Annotated in this window: 18 protein-coding genes; 7 read left to right on the top strand and 11 right to left on the bottom strand. The window is 68.2% G+C overall.

Annotated elements, in window-relative coordinates; all coding sequences use genetic code 11:
• Positions 1 to 8 precede the first annotated feature (8 nt).
• Together ACWPKK_RS02410 and ACWPKK_RS02405 are read right to left on the bottom strand one after the other, a co-directional pair.
• Positions 9 to 638, bottom strand: coding sequence for a hypothetical protein (locus ACWPKK_RS02410; RefSeq protein WP_452000804.1), 630 nt, complete (start codon positions 636 to 638; stop codon positions 9 to 11).
• Between the two features lie 120 nt (positions 639 to 758).
• Positions 759 to 917 (bottom strand): hypothetical protein, encoded by a 159-nt coding sequence (locus tag ACWPKK_RS02405; protein ID WP_452000802.1) that lies wholly within the window; start codon positions 915 to 917, stop codon positions 759 to 761.
• Between the two features lie 114 nt (positions 918 to 1031).
• On the opposite strand from ACWPKK_RS02405, the gene ACWPKK_RS02400 reads away from it, so the two are divergent.
• The 3 genes from ACWPKK_RS02400 to ACWPKK_RS02390 all read left to right on the top strand — a co-directional run bounded on the left by ACWPKK_RS02400 (position 1032) and on the right by ACWPKK_RS02390 (position 3691).
• Entirely contained in the window at positions 1032 to 1595 is a 564-nt protein-coding gene (locus ACWPKK_RS02400) for an ankyrin repeat domain-containing protein (protein WP_452000800.1), read from the top strand.
• Between the two features lie 41 nt (positions 1596 to 1636).
• Entirely contained in the window at positions 1637 to 2620 is a 984-nt protein-coding gene (locus ACWPKK_RS02395) for a cobalamin biosynthesis protein (RefSeq protein ID WP_452000799.1), read from the top strand.
• A 183-nt stretch (positions 2621 to 2803) separates the two neighbouring features.
• On the top strand, positions 2804 to 3691 hold the full coding sequence (locus ACWPKK_RS02390; RefSeq protein ID WP_452000797.1) for a DMT family transporter: 888 nt from the start codon (positions 2804 to 2806) through the stop codon (positions 3689 to 3691).
• A 19-nt stretch (positions 3692 to 3710) separates the two neighbouring features.
• On the opposite strand, the gene ACWPKK_RS02385 is transcribed toward ACWPKK_RS02390, so the two are convergent.
• From ACWPKK_RS02385 to htpX, 3 genes are all read right to left on the bottom strand, one after another.
• On the bottom strand, positions 3711 to 4430 hold the full coding sequence (locus tag ACWPKK_RS02385; protein WP_452000795.1) for a hypothetical protein: 720 nt from the start codon (positions 4428 to 4430) through the stop codon (positions 3711 to 3713).
• A 25-nt stretch (positions 4431 to 4455) separates the two neighbouring features.
• A complete protein-coding gene (locus ACWPKK_RS02380) occupies positions 4456 to 5388 on the bottom strand; it encodes an exopolyphosphatase (protein WP_452000793.1) in 933 nt (310 codons plus the stop codon).
• 98 nt (positions 5389 to 5486) lie between these two features.
• Positions 5487 to 6491: a zinc metalloprotease HtpX gene (gene htpX, locus ACWPKK_RS02375; RefSeq protein WP_324865355.1), complete on the bottom strand. Its 1005-nt coding sequence runs from the start codon at positions 6489 to 6491 to the stop codon at positions 5487 to 5489.
• 116 nt (positions 6492 to 6607) lie between these two features.
• Here htpX and ACWPKK_RS02370 point away from each other — a divergent pair, with 116 nt between their 5' ends.
• Positions 6608 to 6796, top strand: a complete 189-nt coding sequence (locus tag ACWPKK_RS02370; RefSeq protein WP_452000791.1) for a DUF1674 domain-containing protein — start codon at positions 6608 to 6610, stop codon at positions 6794 to 6796.
• 9 nt (positions 6797 to 6805) lie between these two features.
• Here the strand turns inward: ACWPKK_RS02370 and ACWPKK_RS02365 are convergent, their stop codons facing one another.
• The 5 genes from ACWPKK_RS02365 to ACWPKK_RS02345 form a co-directional block, all read right to left on the bottom strand.
• Positions 6806 to 7870: a sn-glycerol-3-phosphate import ATP-binding protein UgpC gene (locus tag ACWPKK_RS02365; RefSeq protein ID WP_452000789.1), complete on the bottom strand. Its 1065-nt coding sequence runs from the start codon at positions 7868 to 7870 to the stop codon at positions 6806 to 6808.
• 25 nt (positions 7871 to 7895) lie between these two features.
• Positions 7896 to 8744 (bottom strand): sn-glycerol-3-phosphate ABC transporter permease UgpE, encoded by an 849-nt coding sequence (ugpE, locus tag ACWPKK_RS02360; protein WP_452000787.1) that lies wholly within the window; start codon positions 8742 to 8744, stop codon positions 7896 to 7898.
• Positions 8741 to 9625 carry a sn-glycerol-3-phosphate ABC transporter permease UgpA gene (ugpA, locus tag ACWPKK_RS02355; protein ID WP_452000785.1) on the bottom strand — a complete coding sequence of 295 codons (885 nt, stop codon included), beginning with the start codon at positions 9623 to 9625 and terminating at the stop codon, positions 8741 to 8743. Before ugpA ends, ugpE begins: the two co-directional genes overlap by 4 nt.
• A gap of 269 nt (positions 9626 to 9894) precedes the next feature.
• Positions 9895 to 11247 (bottom strand): sn-glycerol-3-phosphate ABC transporter substrate-binding protein UgpB, encoded by a 1353-nt coding sequence (gene ugpB / locus ACWPKK_RS02350; RefSeq protein WP_452000783.1) that lies wholly within the window; start codon positions 11245 to 11247, stop codon positions 9895 to 9897.
• A gap of 287 nt (positions 11248 to 11534) precedes the next feature.
• On the bottom strand, positions 11535 to 13136 hold the full coding sequence (locus ACWPKK_RS02345; RefSeq protein ID WP_452000781.1) for an ATP-binding protein: 1602 nt from the start codon (positions 13134 to 13136) through the stop codon (positions 11535 to 11537).
• A 269-nt stretch (positions 13137 to 13405) separates the two neighbouring features.
• Here ACWPKK_RS02345 and ACWPKK_RS02340 point away from each other — a divergent pair, with 269 nt between their 5' ends.
• Positions 13406 to 14173 carry a M48 family metallopeptidase gene (locus ACWPKK_RS02340; RefSeq protein WP_452000779.1) on the top strand — a complete coding sequence of 256 codons (768 nt, stop codon included), beginning with the start codon at positions 13406 to 13408 and terminating at the stop codon, positions 14171 to 14173.
• A 30-nt stretch (positions 14174 to 14203) separates the two neighbouring features.
• Here ACWPKK_RS02340 and ACWPKK_RS02335 read toward each other — a convergent pair whose 3' ends face one another.
• Positions 14204 to 17461 carry a bifunctional diguanylate cyclase/phosphodiesterase gene (locus tag ACWPKK_RS02335; RefSeq protein WP_452000778.1) on the bottom strand — a complete coding sequence of 1086 codons (3258 nt, stop codon included), beginning with the start codon at positions 17459 to 17461 and terminating at the stop codon, positions 14204 to 14206.
• Positions 17462 to 17886: 425 nt separating this feature from the next.
• On the opposite strand from ACWPKK_RS02335, the gene purB reads away from it, so the two are divergent.
• Complete coding sequence (gene purB / locus ACWPKK_RS02330) at positions 17887 to 19182, top strand: adenylosuccinate lyase (RefSeq protein WP_452000776.1); 1296 nt, start codon at positions 17887 to 17889, stop codon at positions 19180 to 19182.
• 145 nt (positions 19183 to 19327) lie between these two features.
• On the top strand, positions 19328 to 19567 hold the full coding sequence (locus tag ACWPKK_RS02325; protein WP_012973287.1) for a BolA family protein: 240 nt from the start codon (positions 19328 to 19330) through the stop codon (positions 19565 to 19567).
• Positions 19568 to 19624: the final 57 nt, after the last annotated feature.

Below are 19624 nucleotides of genomic sequence, written 5' to 3'. Positions count from 1 at the left end.
TCCCATGCTTACGTCGACCCGGTCTGCCGCACGTCGTGGACTTCGGCCGGCTGGGTGGCGTGGCGGTTCAGCACCTCGAGCGCGATGCGTTCGCGGGCGGCGTCGCCGACATTGACCCACAGCAGGATGCCGCCCTTATTGAGATGCTGCAGCATCGGCTCGTTGCGCTTGTCGGTGATCCATTGCGACAGGAAGGAGCCGGCGGCCCCGCTGCCAACCCCGGCAGCCGCAGCCGCAGCGGCGGCGGCGAGCGCCGTCCCGCCGGTGGCCAGGATGGCGCCGGTGGCGATGATGGCGCCGACATAGGCGGGGAAGCCGACGGCGGCACCCTGGCCGCTGCCGATGTCCTCCGGCGAGATGTAGGCCTGCCGCGGGGCGTCGGGATTGTGGGCGAGGCTGCCGACATCGCCGGGCACGCTGCCCAGCCGCTCGCGGATCGTCTCGTCGTTGGCCAGCAGGCTCAGTTCATGGCGCTGGAAACCGGCCAGCGACAGGTCGTCGATGGCGTTCTGCAGGGACTCGCGGCTGTCGAAGATCGCCACCGCTTCGCGCACCGTGGCGTCCGTCGTCCCTCCGGTGTCTCCCGTCCAGGCACTGGAATCGATTGTGGTCGGGTTCTGGTCGCGGCTCTCGATCATGCCTCCACCCCTTCGCTTCGCAGGAAGTCCGTACAATCCGGATCCAACCGCAAAGCGGAGCCAAGGTTCCGCCCATGCTTTTGCCGGGACTTTGGCTGGGGCTTCCGATGAGGCGTTCGATCAGGAGCGAGCCGCCGCGGCGGGCGGAGGCACGACGCCGCGCGGCTCCGGCATGGCGCCCAGGAACCACCAGAGGCCGAGCCCGATCAGCACGGCCTTCACCAGCAGGAACAGCGCGATGTGGCGGGCAAGCGGGTTTCGGAGCGTGGTGCGGAGCATGGCGGTCCTCATGTCGATGCGGCGCGCACACGGAACAGGCAAGGCCGATCTGGCAAAGGCGCCCGTCTTTTGGCTAGTATCCGGCACCTCTGCTGTCAAGGAAGGACACCCGCCATGAAGCGGCTCCTGCTCGCCACCCTCCTCGCCGCCGGCCTGTCCGCCGGCTCCGCCGCCCCGGTCCTCGCCCAGATCAGCCTGTTCCAGGACACCGGGCTGATGCAGGCGGTCAACGATGGCGATGTCGCCAAGGTGAAGGGCGCCCTGTTGCGGGGCGAGAACCCCAACCAGGCCGACATCCACGGCAAGACCGCCCTGTTGGCGGCAGTGGACCGGGCCAGCCCGGCGATGGCCGGCCTGCTGCTGGACAGCGGCGCCAACGTCAACCGCGCCGACAAGGCCGGCAACACCCCGCTGCTGGCCGCCGCCGAGAACGGCAACCCGGAGCTGATCGACCTGCTGCTGAAGAAGGGCGCCAAGGTCGACATGGAGAACCGCGAGGGCATGACCCCGCTGATGGTCGCCGCCCGCGCCGGCCGTGCCGACGTGGTGGACCGGCTGCTGAAGGCCGGGGCCAAGGTCGACCGCTCCGACTTCACCGGCCGCACCGCCCTGAACTGGGCGCAGGAAAGCCGCAACGCGCGCGTCGGCACCCTGCTGCGCCAAGCGGGCGCCCGCTGACCGGCGCCCGTTGATGCACGCTATCTAGTCGCGGAGACGCCATGTTCGGTTCGGCCTTCGGCGGTCCCGGCCCGCTGCTGCTTGTGCTGTTGGCCCTGGGGATCGACGCGCTGTTCGGCGACTGGCTGGACCGTATCCTGCCCGACCCGGCGGGGCTTGCGCGGCGCTTCTGCAACGCCGCCGACGCCCGGCTGAACCGGGCGGAGCGCGGCGCCTCGGCGCAGCTGTTCCGCGGGACGCTGGTGGTGCTGGCGCTGCTGCTGATCGCCGTGACGGCGGGGCTGGCGGTCGAATGGGTCGGCTCCATCGGCCGCGGCTGGATGCTGGAACTGCTGGCCCTGCTCTGCGGCCTGCGCGGGCGGGCGGCCTGGACCCGCGTGCGGGCGGTGCGCCGCGCGCTGGAGAGCGGCGGGGTGGTCCCCGGCCAGGAGGCGATCCAGTCGCTGACCCGCCGCCATGTCTATGGCCTGGACGAGCACGGCATCGCCCGCGCGGCGGTGGAGGCCGCGGCCCGCGCCTTCGACCGCAAGCTGGTTGCGCCGGTCTTCGGCTATGCCCTGCTGGGCGTGCCGGGCCTGTTCGTCTGGACCGCGATGGACGGCGCCGACGCCGCACTCGGCAGCCCCGGTGTCCGCCATGGCCGCTTCGGATCGACCGCGGCGACCCTGGACGACGCGCTGAACGCCCTGCCCGCCCGGCTGGCGGGCCTGCTGCTGGCGCTCGCCGCCCCCTTCATCGGCACCGCCAAGGCCGGCGGCGCTTTCCGCACGCTGCGAAGCGACGCGCGCAAGCACCCGTCGCTGAACATGGGATGGCCCATAGCGGCGATGGCGGGCGCGCTGGGCCTCGCACTGGGCGGCCCGCACCGCGACGGCGGCGTCGTCATCACCGAAAGCTGGATCGGCGACGGCCGCGCCCGCGTCTCCCCCGCCGACATCGGGCGAGCGCTCGCTCTATCCGCCGTCGCAGCATTGCTGCTGGTCGGGCTGGTGGCGCTGCTGCTGTGGGGCGTGGCGGGGATCTAACCGATCCAGGCAGCCCTGCGCACAGGGCACGGCAATGTCACGCCCTTGGCAGGTCAGCAACCTCGCGTCGTCCATATACTAGTATGGCAACCTTGGAAAAGCGGGGCCATGGGTATGGGGGAGACGAGTACGGCTGCGGGCACGCCTGCCGCTGCCGGTGACGCCGCGCTGGCGGAGCGATCCTTGGCCGAACGATCCTTGGCCGAACGGCGCTCGGGCCGCGCGGGCATCTTCTGGATGATCCTGACCACGCTGCTGTTCGTCACCCAGGACGCCACCACACGCGTCCTTGCCCAAAGCTACCCGGTGATGGAAGTCGCCTGGGCGCGCTTCGCCGTCCATATGCTGCTGGTCGGCATCATCGTCGCGTGGCGCAGCCCGCATCTGATGGTGTCGCGCCGGCTGCCCCTGCAACTCGTCCGCTCCTGCCTGCTGTTGGCGACCACCCTGCTTGCCGTCCTGGCGTTGCGCAGCATCTCCTTCGCCGAGGTGCAGGCGATTGCCGCCGCCGTTCCGGTTCTGGTGACGGCGCTATCCGTCCCGCTGCTGGGCGAGAAGGTCGGCTGGCGGCGCTGGGTCGGTGTTCTGGCCGGAATGGCCGGCGCGCTGATCATCGTCGGGCCGGTGGGGGGAACCTTCCAATGGGCCCTGGCGCTGCCGCTGGGTGCAGCCTTCTGCAATGCGCTGTATCAGATCGCCACGCGCAAGCTGAAGGGCGTGGATTCACCGACAACAACCATCTTCTACACCGGCATGGCCGGTACGTTGGTCTGTACGGCGGCCCTGCCCTTCAACTGGGTGACGCCGGACCTGACCGGGGCGGCCTTGATGATCCTGCTGGGGACGCTGGGAGGTATCAGCCATTTCTGCCTGATCCGTGCCTACAGCGCCGCCCCCGCCGCGACCGTGGCGCCCTTCGGCTACACGACGCTGGTCTGGGCGGCGGTCTATGCGCTGATGCTGTTCGGCGAGGATCTGCGCCTGTCGACCATCGCCGGCACCACCGTGATCGTCGCCAGCGGCGTCTACATCTTCTATCGGGAACAGGTGCGGTTGCGGCAAGCGTCGTGAGCCCTCAGGCCGCCCCTGTTCATGCCGGCTGCGGCCCGACATCCTCCACCATGTAGAACGGCCCCCGCCGGTCGCGCTCGACCCGCAGGATGAAGCGGCTGATCCCGCCGGCCTTGATGGTCCACAGGTCATCGCCCCCGTCCAGCGGGCGCAACTCCAACTCGTCCGGCACCGGGGCCTCGCCCAGCCGCTTCAGGATGCGGTCGGCGCGGGTGCGGTCGATGGCGGGCAGGCTTTCGGCGGCACGGGCGTCGAAGCGGTCGCTCTTGACATAGCGGGTGCCGGAACCCTGGATCGGACTGGACGGCCGCCCCGGCTGCATCCGCGCGCGCGCCGCCATCAGCCGCCAACGCGCCGTGCCGCAGGCCTGCACCGCCGCGGCATGGACGGCGGAAACCCGCTCGATCAAATCCGGGAACAGCGGCATCAGCTCCCGCCGCTTGTAGGCGACGCGGCTCATCAAATCGTGGATGGAGCGTTCGGCCGTCGCGGCGGCTTCCGGCAACTCATCGGTCTCGGCCGCCAGCAGGGCCGGGATGGCGTCGAGCGCCGCCCCCGCCACCAGGGCGTCGATGCGGGCCAGCGCCGCCGCCCCGGCCGCGTCGGTGCGGGCGATGGCATCGGCGACCACCGGGCGGGCGCGGTCGAGCGCCTCGGCCCGCGGCACCTCGTCGGACAGGGCGGACAGCCAGCCGGCGTCGAACAGGGTGCCGTCGGGGAAGGGAGGAAAGGCGCTCAATCGCTAAAGATCCGCTCGGTTGAAGTCAGCCGTCCGCCCGCATGCGGGCGACGATGGCCTCCAGCACCTCTTCGGCCCGGTCGTTGTCGACTTGGCAGGTGCCGGCCGCCTGATGGCCGCCGCCGCCATATTGCAGCATCAGCGGGCCGATGTCCGTCTTGGAACTGCGGTCCAGGATCGACTTGCCGCAGGCCAGCACCGTGTTCTGCTGCTTAAGGCCCCACAGCACATGGATCGACACGTTGGTGTCGGGATACAGCGCGTAGATCATGAAACGGTTGCCGGCATAGATCGTCTCCTCCCGACGAAGGTCGAGCACGACGACGTTGCCGCGCACCGTGGCGCAGCGCTTCAGCTGGTCGACGAACAGCTCGGCATGCTGGGTGTAGAGCTCCACCCGCTCCTTCACGTCGGGCAGTTCCAGGATCTGCTCGATGCTGTGGCTGCGGCAGTAATCGATCAGGTCCATCATCAGCTGGTAGTTCGACACCCGGAACTCGCGGAAGCGGCCAAGGCCGGTGCGCGCGTCCATGATGAAGTTCAGCAGGGTCCAGCCGGTGGGGTTGAGGATGTCCTCGCGCTGGTACTGGGCCGAATCGGCCTGATCGACGGCCAGCATCATCTCGTCGGAGATGGTGGGGAAGCGTTCCTTCCCGCCGTAATAATCATAGACGACGCGGGCGGCGGACGGCGCCTTGGGATCGATGATGTGGTTCGCCTTTTCGCCGACGCGCATGGTCTCCGACAGGTGATGGTCGAACACCAGATGGGCGCCTTCGACATAGGGCAGGTTGGTGGTGATGTCGCGGCCGGTGATCTCGATCTTGCCGTCCTGCATGTCCTTGGGGTGGACGAACTTGATCTCGTCGAGGATGCCCAGATCCTTCAGCAGGACGGCGCAGACCAGCCCATCGAAATCGGAACGGGTGACGAGGCGGTATTTCGCGACTTCGGACATGCAAGCTTCCCCTGGCGGCCGTCTTGGTTGAGCGCTGGCCGGAAGGGTAGTCGTCCACCCGTCCGGCGCGCAATCCTTAACAGCGCCCGCTTCGGAGATCAGCCCCAGGGGCCGCGGCGGTTCTGCGGCATGAAGCCGCCCTGGCTGCCCTGCGGCGGTGCGCCCCAGGGCGAGCGGCCGTCGCGCGGCGGGGTAAAGCCACCCCCGAACCCACCCCCAAAACCGCTGCCGAAGCTGCCGGTCTGGGCCGCCATCGCGCGCAGCCGCGCCACCCGTTCGCCCATGTCGGGGTGGGTGGAGAACAGGCTGGCCATGCTGGCGCCGCTGAGGGGGTTGGCGATGAACAGGTGGGCGGTCGCCGGATGCGCCTCCGCCTGATGATTGGGGATGTGGTTGGCGCTGTTGTGGATGTTGGTCAGCGCGTCGGCCAGCCAGTTGGGACGGCCGCAGATTTCCGCGCCGATGCGGTCGGCCTCGAACTCGCGGGTACGGCTGATCGCCATCTGCACCAGCGTCGCGGCGATGGGGGCGAGGATGGCGGCCAGCACCGCCCCCACCATGCCCAGCGGGTTGCCGCCCCGCTCGTCGCTGCTGGAGGCGCCGAAGAACAGGCCGAAGTTGCCGAGCATCGACACCGCACCGGCGATGGTCGCGGTGATCGTCATGATCAGGGTGTCGCGGTTCTTCACATGGGCCAGTTCATGCGCCATCACGCCGGCGATCTCCTCCGGCGTCAGGCGCTGCAGCAGGCCGGTGGTGGCGGCGACCGCCGCATGCTCCGGATCGCGGCCGGTGGCGAAGGCGTTGGGCTGGTCGTTCTGGATGATGTAGACGCGCGGCATCGGCAGGCCGGCACGTTCCGCCAGCCGGGCGACGATGCCGTGGAACTCCGGCGCCGAATAGGCGTCGACCTCGCGGGCGCCGTACATCGACAGCACCATGTCGCCGGAATTCCAGTAGCTGAACAGGTTCATGCCCAGCGCGACGACGAAGGCGATGATCAGGCCGGTCTTGCCGCCCAGCAGGAAGCCGACCGCCATGAAGATCGCCGTCAGGCCGGCAAGGAGAATGGTGGTCTTCAGATAGCTGGTCATGATCGCCATATCGGTTCAGGATGGGCCGAAGCGGGGTAACCCGCCCCGCTCCAAGCCATGCCCCCGATATGGGCCTGATCCGAGCCCGCGTTCAAGATGCCCGCCGGAATGCCCGCAGTATCGCGATGGATATGATGACCGAACCCACCAAGCCGCAACAGGATGCCGCCGAGGCGGTAGCCGACCAGACCGCTCCGGATGCCACGGAGACCAAGGGTCCCGAACAGAAGCCGGGCGAGATCGGCGGCCCGAAGGGGCCGGAGCCGACCCGCTACGGCGACTGGGAGTTCAAGGGGCGCTGTTCGGACTTCTGAGGGGTAGCGTCACTCCACCCTGCGCCCCGTCACCGCGTCGAACAGGTGCAGGGCGTCGGCCTGCGGGGCGACGGTCAGGCGGTCGCCGGTATGACAGCTCGGCAGGCCGGCCATGCGGACCAGCAGCGCCTCGCCGTCCGGCAGGCGCCCATAGACCACCGTGTCGGCCCCGAGCGCCTCGACCAGTTCCACCACGACGGAGAAACCTTCCGTCGCGGCGGCCAGATGTTCCGGACGGATGCCCAGCTTGATCGGCCGGCCGGCATCGGTCGGGCGCGGCTGCGGCAGGGGGAGGCGCTGGCCGCCGGGCAGCAGCACCGCCTCGCCACGGTCGTCGATGCGGCCGTCCAGAACGTTCATCGGCGGCGAGCCGATGAAGCCGGCGACGAACAGGCTCGCCGGACGCTGATAGACCTCCAGCGGCGTGCCGATCTGCTCGGCGACGCCATGGTTCATCACCAGAATGCGGTCGGCCAGCGTCATCGCCTCCACCTGATCGTGGGTGACGTAGAGGCTGGTGATGCGCAGCCGGTCCTGCAGCCGCTTGATCTCCACCCGCATCTGGGTGCGCAGCTTGGCGTCCAGATTGGACAGCGGCTCGTCGAACAGGAAGGCGGCTGGCTCGCGCACGATGGCGCGGCCCATGGCGACACGCTGGCGCTGGCCGCCCGACAGCTGGCTCGGCCGGCGGTCGAGGAAGCGGCCGAGTTCCAGGATCTCCGCCGCCTTGTCGACGCGGGTGCGGATCTCCGCCTTCGGAATCCCGCGGATCTTCAGGCCGTAGGCCATGTTGTCGAAGACCGTCATGTGCGGGTAGAGCGCGTAGTTCTGGAACACCATCGCGATGTCGCGGTCCTTGGGCTCCAGATTGTTGACCACGCGCCCGCCGATGGCGATCTCGCCGCCGGTGATGCCCTCCAGCCCGGCGACCATGCGCAGCAGGGTGGACTTGCCGCAGCCGGACGGACCAAGCAGGACGAGGAACTCGCCATCCCGGATCGCGACGTCGATGCCCTTGATCGCTTCGACCGGCCCGTAGGATTTGCGGACGTCGCGGATTTCAACGGTTGCCATTGTTCTTCTTTCCTTCGTCCGCGTCTTACTTTTCGCTGTCCACCAGGCCCTTTACGAACCAGCGCTGCATCAGCACCACCACCGCCACCGGCGGCAGCATCGCCAGCACCGTGGTCGCCATGATGAGGTTCCAGTCGTTGGCCGATTCGCCGGTGCCGATCATCTTGGTGATGCCGGTCACGATGGTTTCCATGTCGCCGCTGCTGGTGACCAGGAGCGGCCAGAGATACTGGTTCCAGCCATAGATGAAGAGGATGACGAAGAGCGCGGCGATGTTGGTGCGCGACAGCGGCAGGACCACGTCGATGAAAAAGCGCACAGGCCCGGCGCCGTCGATCTTGGCGGCCTCCAGCAGTTCGTCCGGAATGGTCAGGAAGAACTGGCGGAACAGCAGCGTCGCGGTGGCCGACGCGATCAGCGGGATGGCCAGCCCGGCATAGGTGTTGATCAGGTCGAGGTCGGCGACGACCTTGTAGGTTGGGATGATCCGCACCTCGACCGGCAGCATCAGCGTGATGAAGATCAGCCAGAAGAAGGCCATGCGCAGCGGGAAGCGGAAGAAGGCCACCGCATAGGCCGACAGGATCGAGATGGCGATCTTCCCCAACGCGATGGCCAGGGCCATGACCAGGCTGTTCAGCATCATGGTGCGCACGGGCGTGTATTTGGCGCGCGCCCCCGCCTCGCCCGCCCAGGCCTGGGCATAGTTGGCCGCCCCCTCCCCGCCCGGCCACAGCGGCAGACCGCCACGGCCGATGGTGCCGGAATCCCAGGTGGAGCCGATCAGCGTCACGTAGATCGGATAGGCGAAGATGAGGACGCCGACGATCAGGACGATGTGCGGCACGACATCGATGAAACGGGTCTGCTTCATGCGTAATGGACCTTGCGCTCGATGAAGCGGAACTGCACCGCGGTCAGAGCGATGACGATCACCATCAGGATCACCGACTGGGCCGACGACCCGCCGAGGTCGTTGTTGACCACGCCGTCGTGATAGACGCGGAAGATCAGCGTCTCCGTCGCCTTGCCCGGCCCACCCTGGGTCAGGGCATGGATGGTGCCGAAGGTCTCGAAGAAGGCGTAGACCATGTCGACCACCAGCAGGAAGAAGGTGGTCGGCGACAGCAGCGGGAAGGTGATGGTCCAGAACCGCCGGACCGGACCGGCGCCGTCGATGCTGGCGGCCTCCATCACCGAGCGCGGGATGGCCTGCAGGCCGGCCAGGAAGAAGATGAAATTGTAGGCCACCTGCTTCCAGCTGGCGGCCATGATGACCATCCACAGCGCCTGCCCGCCGTTCAGCCGGTAGTCCCAGTCGTACCCCAGCGCCCTCAGCGCCCGGCCGAAGGACCCGATGTCGGGATTGAAGATGAACATCCACAACACCGCCGCGACGGCCGGCGCCAGGGCGTAGGGCCAGATCAGCAGCGTCTTGTAGGCCCGCGCGCCCTTGATCTTGGAATCGGCCAGCACCGCCAGCAGCAGCGCCGTGCCCATCGACAGCACGGTGACCGCGACGCTGAAGATCACGGTGACCTTCAGCGTGTCGATGTAATTCGGATCGGTCAGCACATGTTCGAAATTCTCGAACCAGACGAACTCGCTGCGGATGCCGAAGGCGTCCTGCAGATGCACCGACTGCCAGACGGCCTGGGCCGCCGGCCAGATGAAGAACACCAGCGTCACCGCCACCTGCGGCGCAAGCAGCAGGTAGGGCAGCAGCCGGCTGTCGAATGTCACGCGACGCTGCAAAGGATGGTCTTTCGTCGGTTAGATGGCGCGCATTTGGGGCCCCCATACCCCCCTCTCCCCCCCGGGGAGAGGGCCGGGGTGAGGGGGAGGCATGGGGTGGATTGGGCGAGGAGCTACGACGTTGCTTGTCGAAAAAAGCCACGCCACGCATCCCCCTCACCCTAACCCTCTCCCCGCTTTCGGCGGACCGGAGGTCCGCCTGTCGCGTCAGCGCAAACTTGGTTTGCGCGAGAGCGGGGGGAGAGGGGATCCTAGGGTCGCTCAGCCACTCAGCCCTTGTTGGCGCGCTCGAAGTTGCGCAGCACGGCGTTGCCGCGCTTCACCGCGGAGTCCAGCGCCTGCTTGGCGTCCTGCTGGCCCTGGAAGGCCTTCTCCAGCTCTTCCTGGACGATGTTGCGGATTTCCGGCAGGTTGCCCAGCCGCAGGCCCATGCTGTTCTCGGTGGTCGGCGTGCGGGTCAGCTGGGCGGCCGGCACGTCGGCGCCGGGGTTCTTGTCGTAATAGCCCTGGGCCTTGGCCAACTCGAAGCCCTTCATCGTCACCGGGACATAACCGGTGTCCATGTGCCACTTGGCATCCACCTCGGGCTTGGCGAGATAGCTGAAGAACTGCGACACGGCCTTGTATTCGGCCGGCGTGCGCTTGGGCGAGGTCATGACCCAGAAGGCGGCGCCGCCGATGATGCTGTTCTTCGGACCTTCCTTGGCGAACTCCGGCCAGTAGGGCAGCGGGGCGGCGCCCCAGGCGAAGGTCGCCTCCTTGGTGGTGCGGCTGCGCAGGCCGGACGAGCCGTGGATCATCGCGCATTCGCCCGACGGGAACAGGGCGTCCGGCTTGTTGTCGCGGCCGCCATACTTGAACAGCCCCTCCTTCTGCATGTCGATCAGCGTCTGCACATGCTTGACGAAGAGCGGGGCATCGATCTTCAGCTCGGCGTTCAGGCCGCCGAAGCCGTTGGCCTGGCTGGCGAAGGGAGTGTTGTGGATGGCGCCCAGCTGTTCGAACTGCGCCCACACCGGCCAGGAGGTGGTCATCGGGCAGGTGGAGCCCGACGCCTTCAGCTTCTTCGTCGCCTCGATCATCTCCGGCCAGGTCGCCGGCGGCTTGTTCGGGTCAAGGCCGGCCTTCTGGAAGGCGTCCTTGTTGTAGAACATGATGGTGCTGGAGCTGTTGAACGGCAGCGCCATCATCTTGCCGTCCTTGGACGAGTAATAGCCCTTCACCGCCGGGATGTAGGCGTCGGCGTCGAAGGCTGCCCCCGTTTCCTGCATCAGCTGGTAGACCGGCTTGATCGCCGGGCCGGCGGCCATCATCGTTGCCGTTCCGACCTCGAACATCTGGACGACGTGCGGCGCGTTGCCGGCACGGAAGGCGGCGATGGCGGCCTGCATCGTCTCGGGATAAGCGCCCTTGTAGGAGGCGTTGACCTGGACCGCCTGCTGGCTGTCGTTGAAGTCCTTGACGACCTGCTCCAACTGGCCGCCCAACGGCTGCGGCAGGCCGTGCCAGAAATCGATCACCGTCTTGGATTGCGCCAGCGCGGACCCCGGAAGGGCGGCGAACAGCAGCGCGGTGGTGGTGGCGGCGCCCGTCAGGAGGGCAAGCTTGCGGCGGCTCAACATGCGGTGGGTCTCCCTGTCCCGGTATGGTGCGCGGTTGTCATGAGGGCATTGGGTTGCCGTCCCGCGACGCTTTCGTGAAGTTTTGGTGGCAGACGCATACGGCAATGTGTTTGCGCTTGCGAAAAGAACCGATAACCCGATGATCGCTTTCGAAATTGTTTGGTTGCTCTAAGCGTCACACTGCCCATGCACGGCTGGGTCTGTCAAGACGCCGTATTACGGTTTTGTGACGCGGGAATCAGGCCAGCCGGGATGTTGCAGAGCGAAAATGCGCAGGCGCGGAAAGGCTAGCGCGAACAGGCGAGGTCCGGCCGGCCCCCGCCATTTGCAGCGGGTCCGGCCCCCGCCTTCAGGCTGCGGCTGAGCAGGCGGCGCAGCGCCCGGGGATCGCAGGGCTTGTGGACCAGGGGGAGGCCGCTGCGGTCGACGCTGCGCAGCCGGTCGGGGTCGGTATCGCCGGTCACGATCACGCCCGGCACGCGCCGGCCGCAACGGGCGCGCACAGCCTGGATGGCGTCGATGCCGGTCTCCGGCCCCGACAGGCGCAGGTCGGACAACACGAGGTCCGGGGCGGCGGCGGCACTGTCCAACTCGGCGCAGGCCTCGACGATGCCGCGGGCCGGGATGACGGCATAGCCCCAGCCGCGCAGCAGCATGCCGATCCCTTCCAGCTGCATGGCGTCATCCTCGATCACCAGCACCGTGCCGGCCATTGCCGGGACGGCGGACGCTGACGTCCCGACTGCCGGTTCCGGTTCGCTGTCGGCGGACTCGTCGCCCGACCGATCGCCGTCGGAACCGGACAGCGGCACCTCCACCGCGAAGACCGAGCCCTTACCGAGCTTGGAGCGCACCGTGACCGGATGCCCCAGCACCTGCGCCAGCCGCCGCACGATGGCCAGCCCCAGCCCCAGCCCCTGCTTGCGGTCGCGGCCGGGGTTGCCGAGCTGGTGGAAGTCCTCGAAGATCACGGCATGGTTGGCCGGGTCGATGCCGACGCCGGTGTCCCACACCTCGATGCGCAGGGTGTCGCCACGCCGCCGCGCCGCCAGCAGGATGCCGCCCTTCAGCGTGTAGCGCAGGGCGTTCGCCAAGATCGGCCGCAGCAGCCGTTCCATCAGGACGGGATCGCTGGTGACCTGGGCATCGAGCGGACGGACGTTGAAGCGCAGCCCCTTGGCCTCCGCTTCCGGCCCGAACTCCTCCAGCATCTTGGCGAGCAGTTCGTCGACCGGGAAGGTCTGCGGCTTGGCGGTGACCAGCCCGGCCTCCAGCGCCGACACCTCCAGAAGGGCGCGCAGCAGGGTCTCGCCGCCGACGATCGCCTGCTCCAGCTTGTTCGCCAGTTCGATGGAGGCCGGATCGGTCAGCCGGCCGATCAGCAGATGATGGAACAGGTGCATCGCCTGGAAGGGCTGGCGCAGATCGTGGCTCGCCGCCGACAGGAACTTGCCCTTGGCGGTGCGGGCGCGCTCCGCGTCGGCACGCGCCTGGGCGGCATCAGCCCGCGCCTCCGCAAGGGCGGCCGCACCGGCGTCGGCGATCAGCGCCACCGCGCGGACGCCGCCGCCGGCATCCCGCACCGGGCTCAGCGCCACGGCCCCCCCGAGGCCGGGAAACGGTCCGGCACCGCTCGCCGCCGTGCCGGTCGCCAGCACTTGGCGCCGCAGCACGTCGATCGCGTCGGCCGCCCCTGCCGCCAACCCGCCCTCCGCCAGGGTTCGCCCTTCCACCGCATCCCGGGCGAGGCCAAGGGCCTCGGCGAAGGCACGGTTCGCCACCAGCACGCGCCCGTCTTCGCCAAGCAACGCATGGGGGGCGTCGTTGGCCGACATCAGCGCGTCGAACCAGTCCGCGCGGGTCGGCGTCTGTCCTTGGATGAGTGGCATCGGCATGTACTCGGCAAAACTGCGGGGAAGACTGACGATAGAGAAAAGGCGCTTTCAAGTCCGGAAAAACGGGGATCCCGGGACCGCCGCGTTACCTCTGCTTTATCTTGTGCTCCGATCGATCGTGTCAAATGTGACCTCAGTCGATCCCATAGCCTATGGTTCGTTCGAAGGCCCTAATGCTTTAAGCCGAGGCTGCGCCGCAACTCCTTTACCGCCAAGGTGGCAGGACGCTTTCGCGTGCGCCCGAAGCCGCGCTATAAGACGGCATGGTGCAGCGCCGCCCTTCCCTCCCCGCCCTCTTGCGCAAACGCAAGCGATCCGCCGCCCGGCCGCCCCAGCCGCCGCGGGCGCTGGAGATTTCAGGCCTGCCGATTCCGCTGGAGTTGCGGGAGAGCGCGCGCGCCACCCGCATGACCCTGCGCGTCGATGCCGGGCGCGGGCTGGTGCAGGTTGTCGTTCCGGTCGGCGTGTCGGAGACCGACGCCCGCCAGTTCGTCGGCCGGCATGACGGCTGGCTGCGGGCACGTCTGGCGGCGATGCCGCCGTCCCTGCCCTTCGCCGACGGCGCCAGCGTGCCTTACCTGGGCGTCGAGCATGTCATCCGCCACGACCCTGCCCTGCGCGGACCGACCCGGATCGAGGAGGGCGCCCTGCTGGTCGGCGGCCAGCCGGAGCATGTGGCCCGCCGCGTCCGCGATTTCCTGACCGCCGAGGCGAAGCGCGAGCTGTCGACCCGCGCCCGCGTCAAGGCCGCGTCCATCGGCGCCCGCATCGCCGCCGTCACCATCCGCGACACCAAGAGCCGCTGGGGCAGCTGTTCGTCCACCGGCCGGCTGTCCTTCTCCTGGCGGCTGATCCTGACGCCGGAACCGGTGCTGGACTATGTCGTCGGGCACGAGGTGGCGCATCTGCGCGAGATGAACCATTCCCCGCGCTTCTGGGCGCTGTGCGCCAGCCTGACCGCCGGCCAGAATGTCGAACTGCCTCGGGCCTGGCTGAAGGCCAACGGCACGCGGCTGCTGCGGTACGGGTGACGCGGAGGCGGCCGGGGCGCAGTCCGGTCTCTACTCCACCACTTCCGCCAACCGCGCCTGTGCCGTGTCGGCGTCGCGCCGGACGAAGGCCAGGAAGTCATCGTAGGGCATGGGGCGGCCCAGCAGATAGCCCTGGCACTGGTCGCAGCCCATGGTGGCGAGGCAGTGATACTGCTCCTCCGTCTCCACCCCCTCGGCCAGCGTCTGCATGCGCAAGCTGCGCGCCATGCCGATGATCGCCTCGGCGATGGCGCCGCTGTCCGGGTTGCCGGCGCGCAGGCCGCTGACGAAGCTGCGATCGATCTTCAGCTTGTCGACACGGAAGCGTTTCAGATAGGCCAGCGAGGAATAGCCGGTGCCGAAATCGTCGATGGCGAGCGGCACCCCCATCTCGCGCAGCTGCGAGAAGGTTTCCGACACCACGTCGGAATCGTCCATCAGGACGCTTTCCGTGACCTCCAGTTCCAGCGCCGAGGGCGGGATGCCGTAGGCCGACAGCCAGCCGGCCACCCGCTCCGCCAGTCCGGGGCGGCGCACCTGCACGGCCGACAGGTTGATGGCGATCAGCAGGTTCTGGTGGCGCAGCAGTTCCGCCGTGCGGCGGCAGGCCTCCCCCAGCACCCAGTCGCCCAGCGGCAGGATCAGGCCGGTATCCTCGGCCACCGGAATGAACTGGCCGGGCATGATCAGCGTGCCGTCGGGCTGGCGCCAGCGCACCAGCGCCTCCGCCCCGATCAGCCGGCGGCCGTCCAGCGAGAACTGCGGCTGGAAATGCAGCTCAAGTTCGTTGTTGGCCAGGGCGCGGCGCAGGTTGTTCTCCGTCCACATCCGGTCCGAGGCGCGGCGGTTCAGTTCGGGCGTGAAGAACTGGTAAGTGGCGCGCCCGGCCTCCTTGGCGGCGTACATCGCCATGTCGGCGCTCTTCAGCAGCGCGTCGATGCCGGTGCCGTCGTCCGGGTAGACGGCGATGCCGATGGAGGGCGTGACCTGCAGCTCGTGCCCGTCGATCAGATAGGGCTCGGACAGGGCGTGCAGCACCTTGCGCGCCACGATGCCGGCCGCGTCGGGGCTGTCCATGTCGCTGATGAGGATGATGAACTCGTCGCCGCCCTGGCGGCTGACCGTGTCGCTGGCCCGCACGGTGCCGAGCAGCCGCTCCGCCACCTCGCGCAGCAGCCCGTCGCCGACCTGATGGCCCAGGCTGTCGTTGATGGTCTTGAAGCGGTCGAGATCGACGAACAGCAACCCCACCTTGGTGCCGTGGCGACCGGCGGCCAGCATGGCGCGGTCCAGCCGGTCGCGCAGCAGGAAACGGTTGGGCAGGTCGGTCAGGAAATCGAACTGCGCCAGATGGCGGATGCGTTCCTCCTGCGCGCGGGTCTCGGTGATGTCGGTGAAGGCGGCGATGTAGTTGGCGACCGCGCCATCCTCGTTCCGCACCACCTTGATGCTGAGCCATTCCGGAAACACCTCGCCGTTCTTGCGGGTGCTCCAGATTTCGCCGGCCCAATGGCCGTTATCGCGCAGCTGCGCCCAGAGATCCTCATAGAAGCCCGGCGGATTGCGGTCGGAGCGCAGGAATTCCGGACCGCGGCCCAGCACCTCCTCCCGGTCATAGCCGGTGATGCGGGCGAAGGCGTCGTTGGCAGCGACGATCTTCTGGTTCTCGGTGGCGACGAACATGCCCTCGGCCGCGTTGTCGAACACCTTGGCCGACAGCCGCAGCTGCCATTCCGCCCGCTTGCGCTCGCTGATGTCGCGGGCGATGGCGGAGTAGTAGACCTCACCCTCGTAGGAGATGCGGCTGGCCGTGACCTCCAGCTCCAGCGTGCGGCCGTCCGGGGTGTGGTACACGGTCTCGTAATGGCTGGCCGCGTCCTCGCCCTCCGCGGCGAAGCGCTTCAGCAGGTCGGCCTGCCCCATCACCAGATCCTCAAGCGTCCCGCCCAGCGCCTTGCAGCCGAAGGGGTTGATGTAGGCGATGTTCAGGTTCGCATCGGCCAGTACGACGATCTCCGACACATGGTCGACGAAGAAGTTGGCGAGGTAGAGCTGCCGCGCCCGTTCGCGCAGCATGCTGTCGCTGTGCCGGACGCGCAGCTGGTAGCTGCCGACGATGCGCCGGATCCAGCCGGTGACCAGCCAGGACACGCCGACGGACGCGGCCAGCGCCACGCCCAGCACCCCGACCGTGGTCCAGACGCGCAGGTTGACGCCGCGGCTGATTTCCGCCCGGCGGGCCTCCATCTCCTTGCCGACGTCGTCGATGTAGAAGCCGGCAACCAGGATCCAGCCCCACACGGTGGGGGCGGAGACATAGGCCATCTTCGGCGTCGGCCGCGCGGTGACCGGATGGATCCAGTCGTAGCGCACCTCCCCGCCGCCCTGGCGCCCCTGCTCCAGCAGGCGGGTGACGAGGTCGCGTTCGGTCTTCCACGGCAGGTCGCGCGCGTTCATCCCTTCCGACGCGGGCGCGGTGGGCGACAGCAGGACCTGCCCGTCCTGGCGCAGCACGCCGATATAGCCGGTCTCCCCGAAGCGGAAGGCACGCAGCCGTTCCAGCGATTCGCGCTGGAGCTGCGCCTCCACCGCGCCCAGGGAATCGCCGGCGCCGATCAGCCAGTCGAAGGGTTCGAACCGGCGGACGAAGGCCAGCTTGTCCACCATCTGCGCCGGGTCGTCGGGCATGCGCCAGCGGTAGCGGGCGAAGCCGCGCAGGCTGGGGTCCTGGACCGCCCGCATCAGCTCGCGCACCACCGCGGCACCCTGGGGGTCGGGGGCCGCGAAGGGCGATGTCCCTTCCCGCGACGGATCGACCGGCATCAGCACAGCCTCGCCGTTCAGACCGTGGACGAAATAGTAGCCGCGCCCGCCGGAGAAGCGGAGCGGCCGCAACGTCTCCTTGATGGATTCCTTCACCGCCGCTTCGGGCAGGATGTCCTTTTCCCGGTCATGGACGCTGCGGGCGATGGCATAGGCCTCGTCCACCTGGGCGCGCAGATGCTCCTTCAGAAGCGGTTCGACGCGCGACCGCATGTAGGCCAGGTACGACTGCGCGTTCTCGACCTCCTGCACCAGGGCCTGATGCTGCTCCTGGACATAGCGCGCCTCGCTCTGCTGCAGGTCGTGCTCAAGGTCGGCCCAATGCTGCCAGACGAAATAGAAGCCGAGCCCGAGGACGAGCGCCGACACCAGCGCCATCGACGCCAGGAACTGCAGGCGGTAGAGCCGGGCCTCGTCTGACGAGCGCGACGGCGCACGGACCAGCTCGGCGACGGGGTCGGACAAGAAGGGCTCCCTTCGGATGGCCTGATCTGATGAAACTCGCGGAAACCGGCAGGCGGCCGGCCCCGATGCGCTGTGCAAGTGTTGCTTAATGCTCGCAAGGATTCAACTGCAAGCGAATCAAAACCACCAGGGCGCGACTCTTTGACTGTTTTCCTCGCTCCGTGATGGCCGGTCCACGACGCGACCGCAAGTGCACAGGGAAATCGCGGAAACTCCGCCTGTCGAGCATTAGGCGCGGATTCCCTTCGGCGGGCAACGATTCGACCACGAAGATTAATGCGGCCGCGAACAGCCCGGTCCGGACGGGCAAACCGGAGCATCGCGAGGCTTTAAAACGCACCCCGGCACCGCTATGGTCGCGCGCGCGTGCTATGAGACCCGCAAGCCACCCTCAATCCAGCGCCCGCATCCTCCGGAGAGTGCCGATGATCCCCCGCTATACCCGCCCCGAAATGGCCCGCATCTGGGAGCCGGAAAACCGCTTCCGCATCTGGTTCGAGATCGAGGCGCACGCCTGCGACGCGCAGGCCGAGCTGGGCGTGATCCCGAAGGAGGCCGCCAAGGCGGTGTGGGAGCGCGGCAAGTGGGAGATCGACCGCATCGACGAGATCGAGCGCGAGACCCGGCACGACGTCATCGCCTTCCTGACCAACCTCGCCGAGTATGTCGGTCCGGAGGCCCGCTTCGTCCACCAGGGCATGACCTCGTCGGATGTGCTGGACACCTGCCTCGCCGTCCAGCTGACCCAGGCTGCCGACCTGCTGCTGGCCGACATGGACGCCCTGCTGGCCGCGCTGAAGCGCCGGGCATACGAGCACAAGGACACCGTCACCATCGGCCGCAGCCACGGCATCCATGCCGAGCCGACGACCTTCGGCCTGAAGCTGGCCGGCCATTACGCCGCCTTCGCCCGCGGGCGCGAGCGTCTGATCCAGGCGCGCCAGGACATCGCCACCTGCGCCATCTCCGGCGCCGTCGGCACCTTCGCCAACATCGACCCGCGGGTTGAAGAACATGTCGCCGCCAAGCTGGGCCTGTCGGTCGAGCCGGTGTCGACCCAGGTCATCCCGCGCGACCGCCATGCCTTCTACTTCTCCGTGCTGGGCGTGATCGCCTCGAGCATCGAGAATCTGGCGACGGAAATCCGCCACCTGCAGCGCACCGAAGTGCGCGAGGCGGAGGAGTATTTCCACCCCGGCCAGAAGGGCTCGTCGGCGATGCCGCACAAGCGCAACCCGGTCCTGTCGGAGAACCTGACCGGCCTGGCCCGCATCGTGCGCTCCGCCGTGGTGCCGGCGCTGGAGAACGTCGCGCTGTGGCACGAGCGCGACATCTCCCACAGCTCGGTCGAGCGCATGATCGGCCCCGACGCTACCGTCACGCTCGACTTCGCCCTGGTGCGCCTGACCAGCATGATGGAAAAGCTGGTGGTCTATCCGGAGCGGATGCAGAAGAACCTGGACGATCTGGGCGGTCTGGTCTTCTCGCAGCGCGTTCTGCTGGCGCTGACCCAGGCCGGCATGAGCCGCGAGGACAGCTACAAGGCGGTGCAGCGCAACGCCATGCAGGTGTGGGAGAAGGGCGGCAACTACCTGGACATGCTGTCGGCCGACCCCGACATCGCCAAGCACATCGGCCGGGACAAGCTGGAGCCGATGTTCGACATGACCTACCACACCAAGCATGTCGACACCGTGTTCAAGCGCGTTTTCGGCGAGTGACCTTCTGATGGCGCGGGCCGTCATGGCGTCTTCCGCATTCCGGCAAATATTTGCCGGTGGATGACAAACGGCCCGGCCGCACCTACTCTATCTACCCAGTATGTGCCCGGGCGGGGCAATCCTGAACAGAGCGAGGACTGGACCCATGGCGATGGAAGCCGCCACGATCGAAAAGCTCATCAAGGAGGGCATCCCGGACGCGGTCGTCGAGATCGCGGATCTGCGGGGCGACGGCGACCACTATGCCGCGCTCGTCACCTCCGCCGCCTTCAAGGGCAAGAGCCGGGTGCAGCAGCACCAGATGGTCTACGCGTCCCTGCAGGGCAAGATGGGCGGCGAACTGCACGCCCTGGCGCTGACCACCGCGGTGCCCGAGGGCGCCTGAGGACGGATGCCGGAAGGCGCCTGAATACAAGTCGCAACGGACATGGTCCCGGCACGG

The organism is Azospirillum largimobile, from assembly GCF_977007025.2.
The sequence above is the reverse complement of the archived record's forward strand: the minus strand, read 5'-3'. Positions and strand labels throughout refer to the sequence as shown.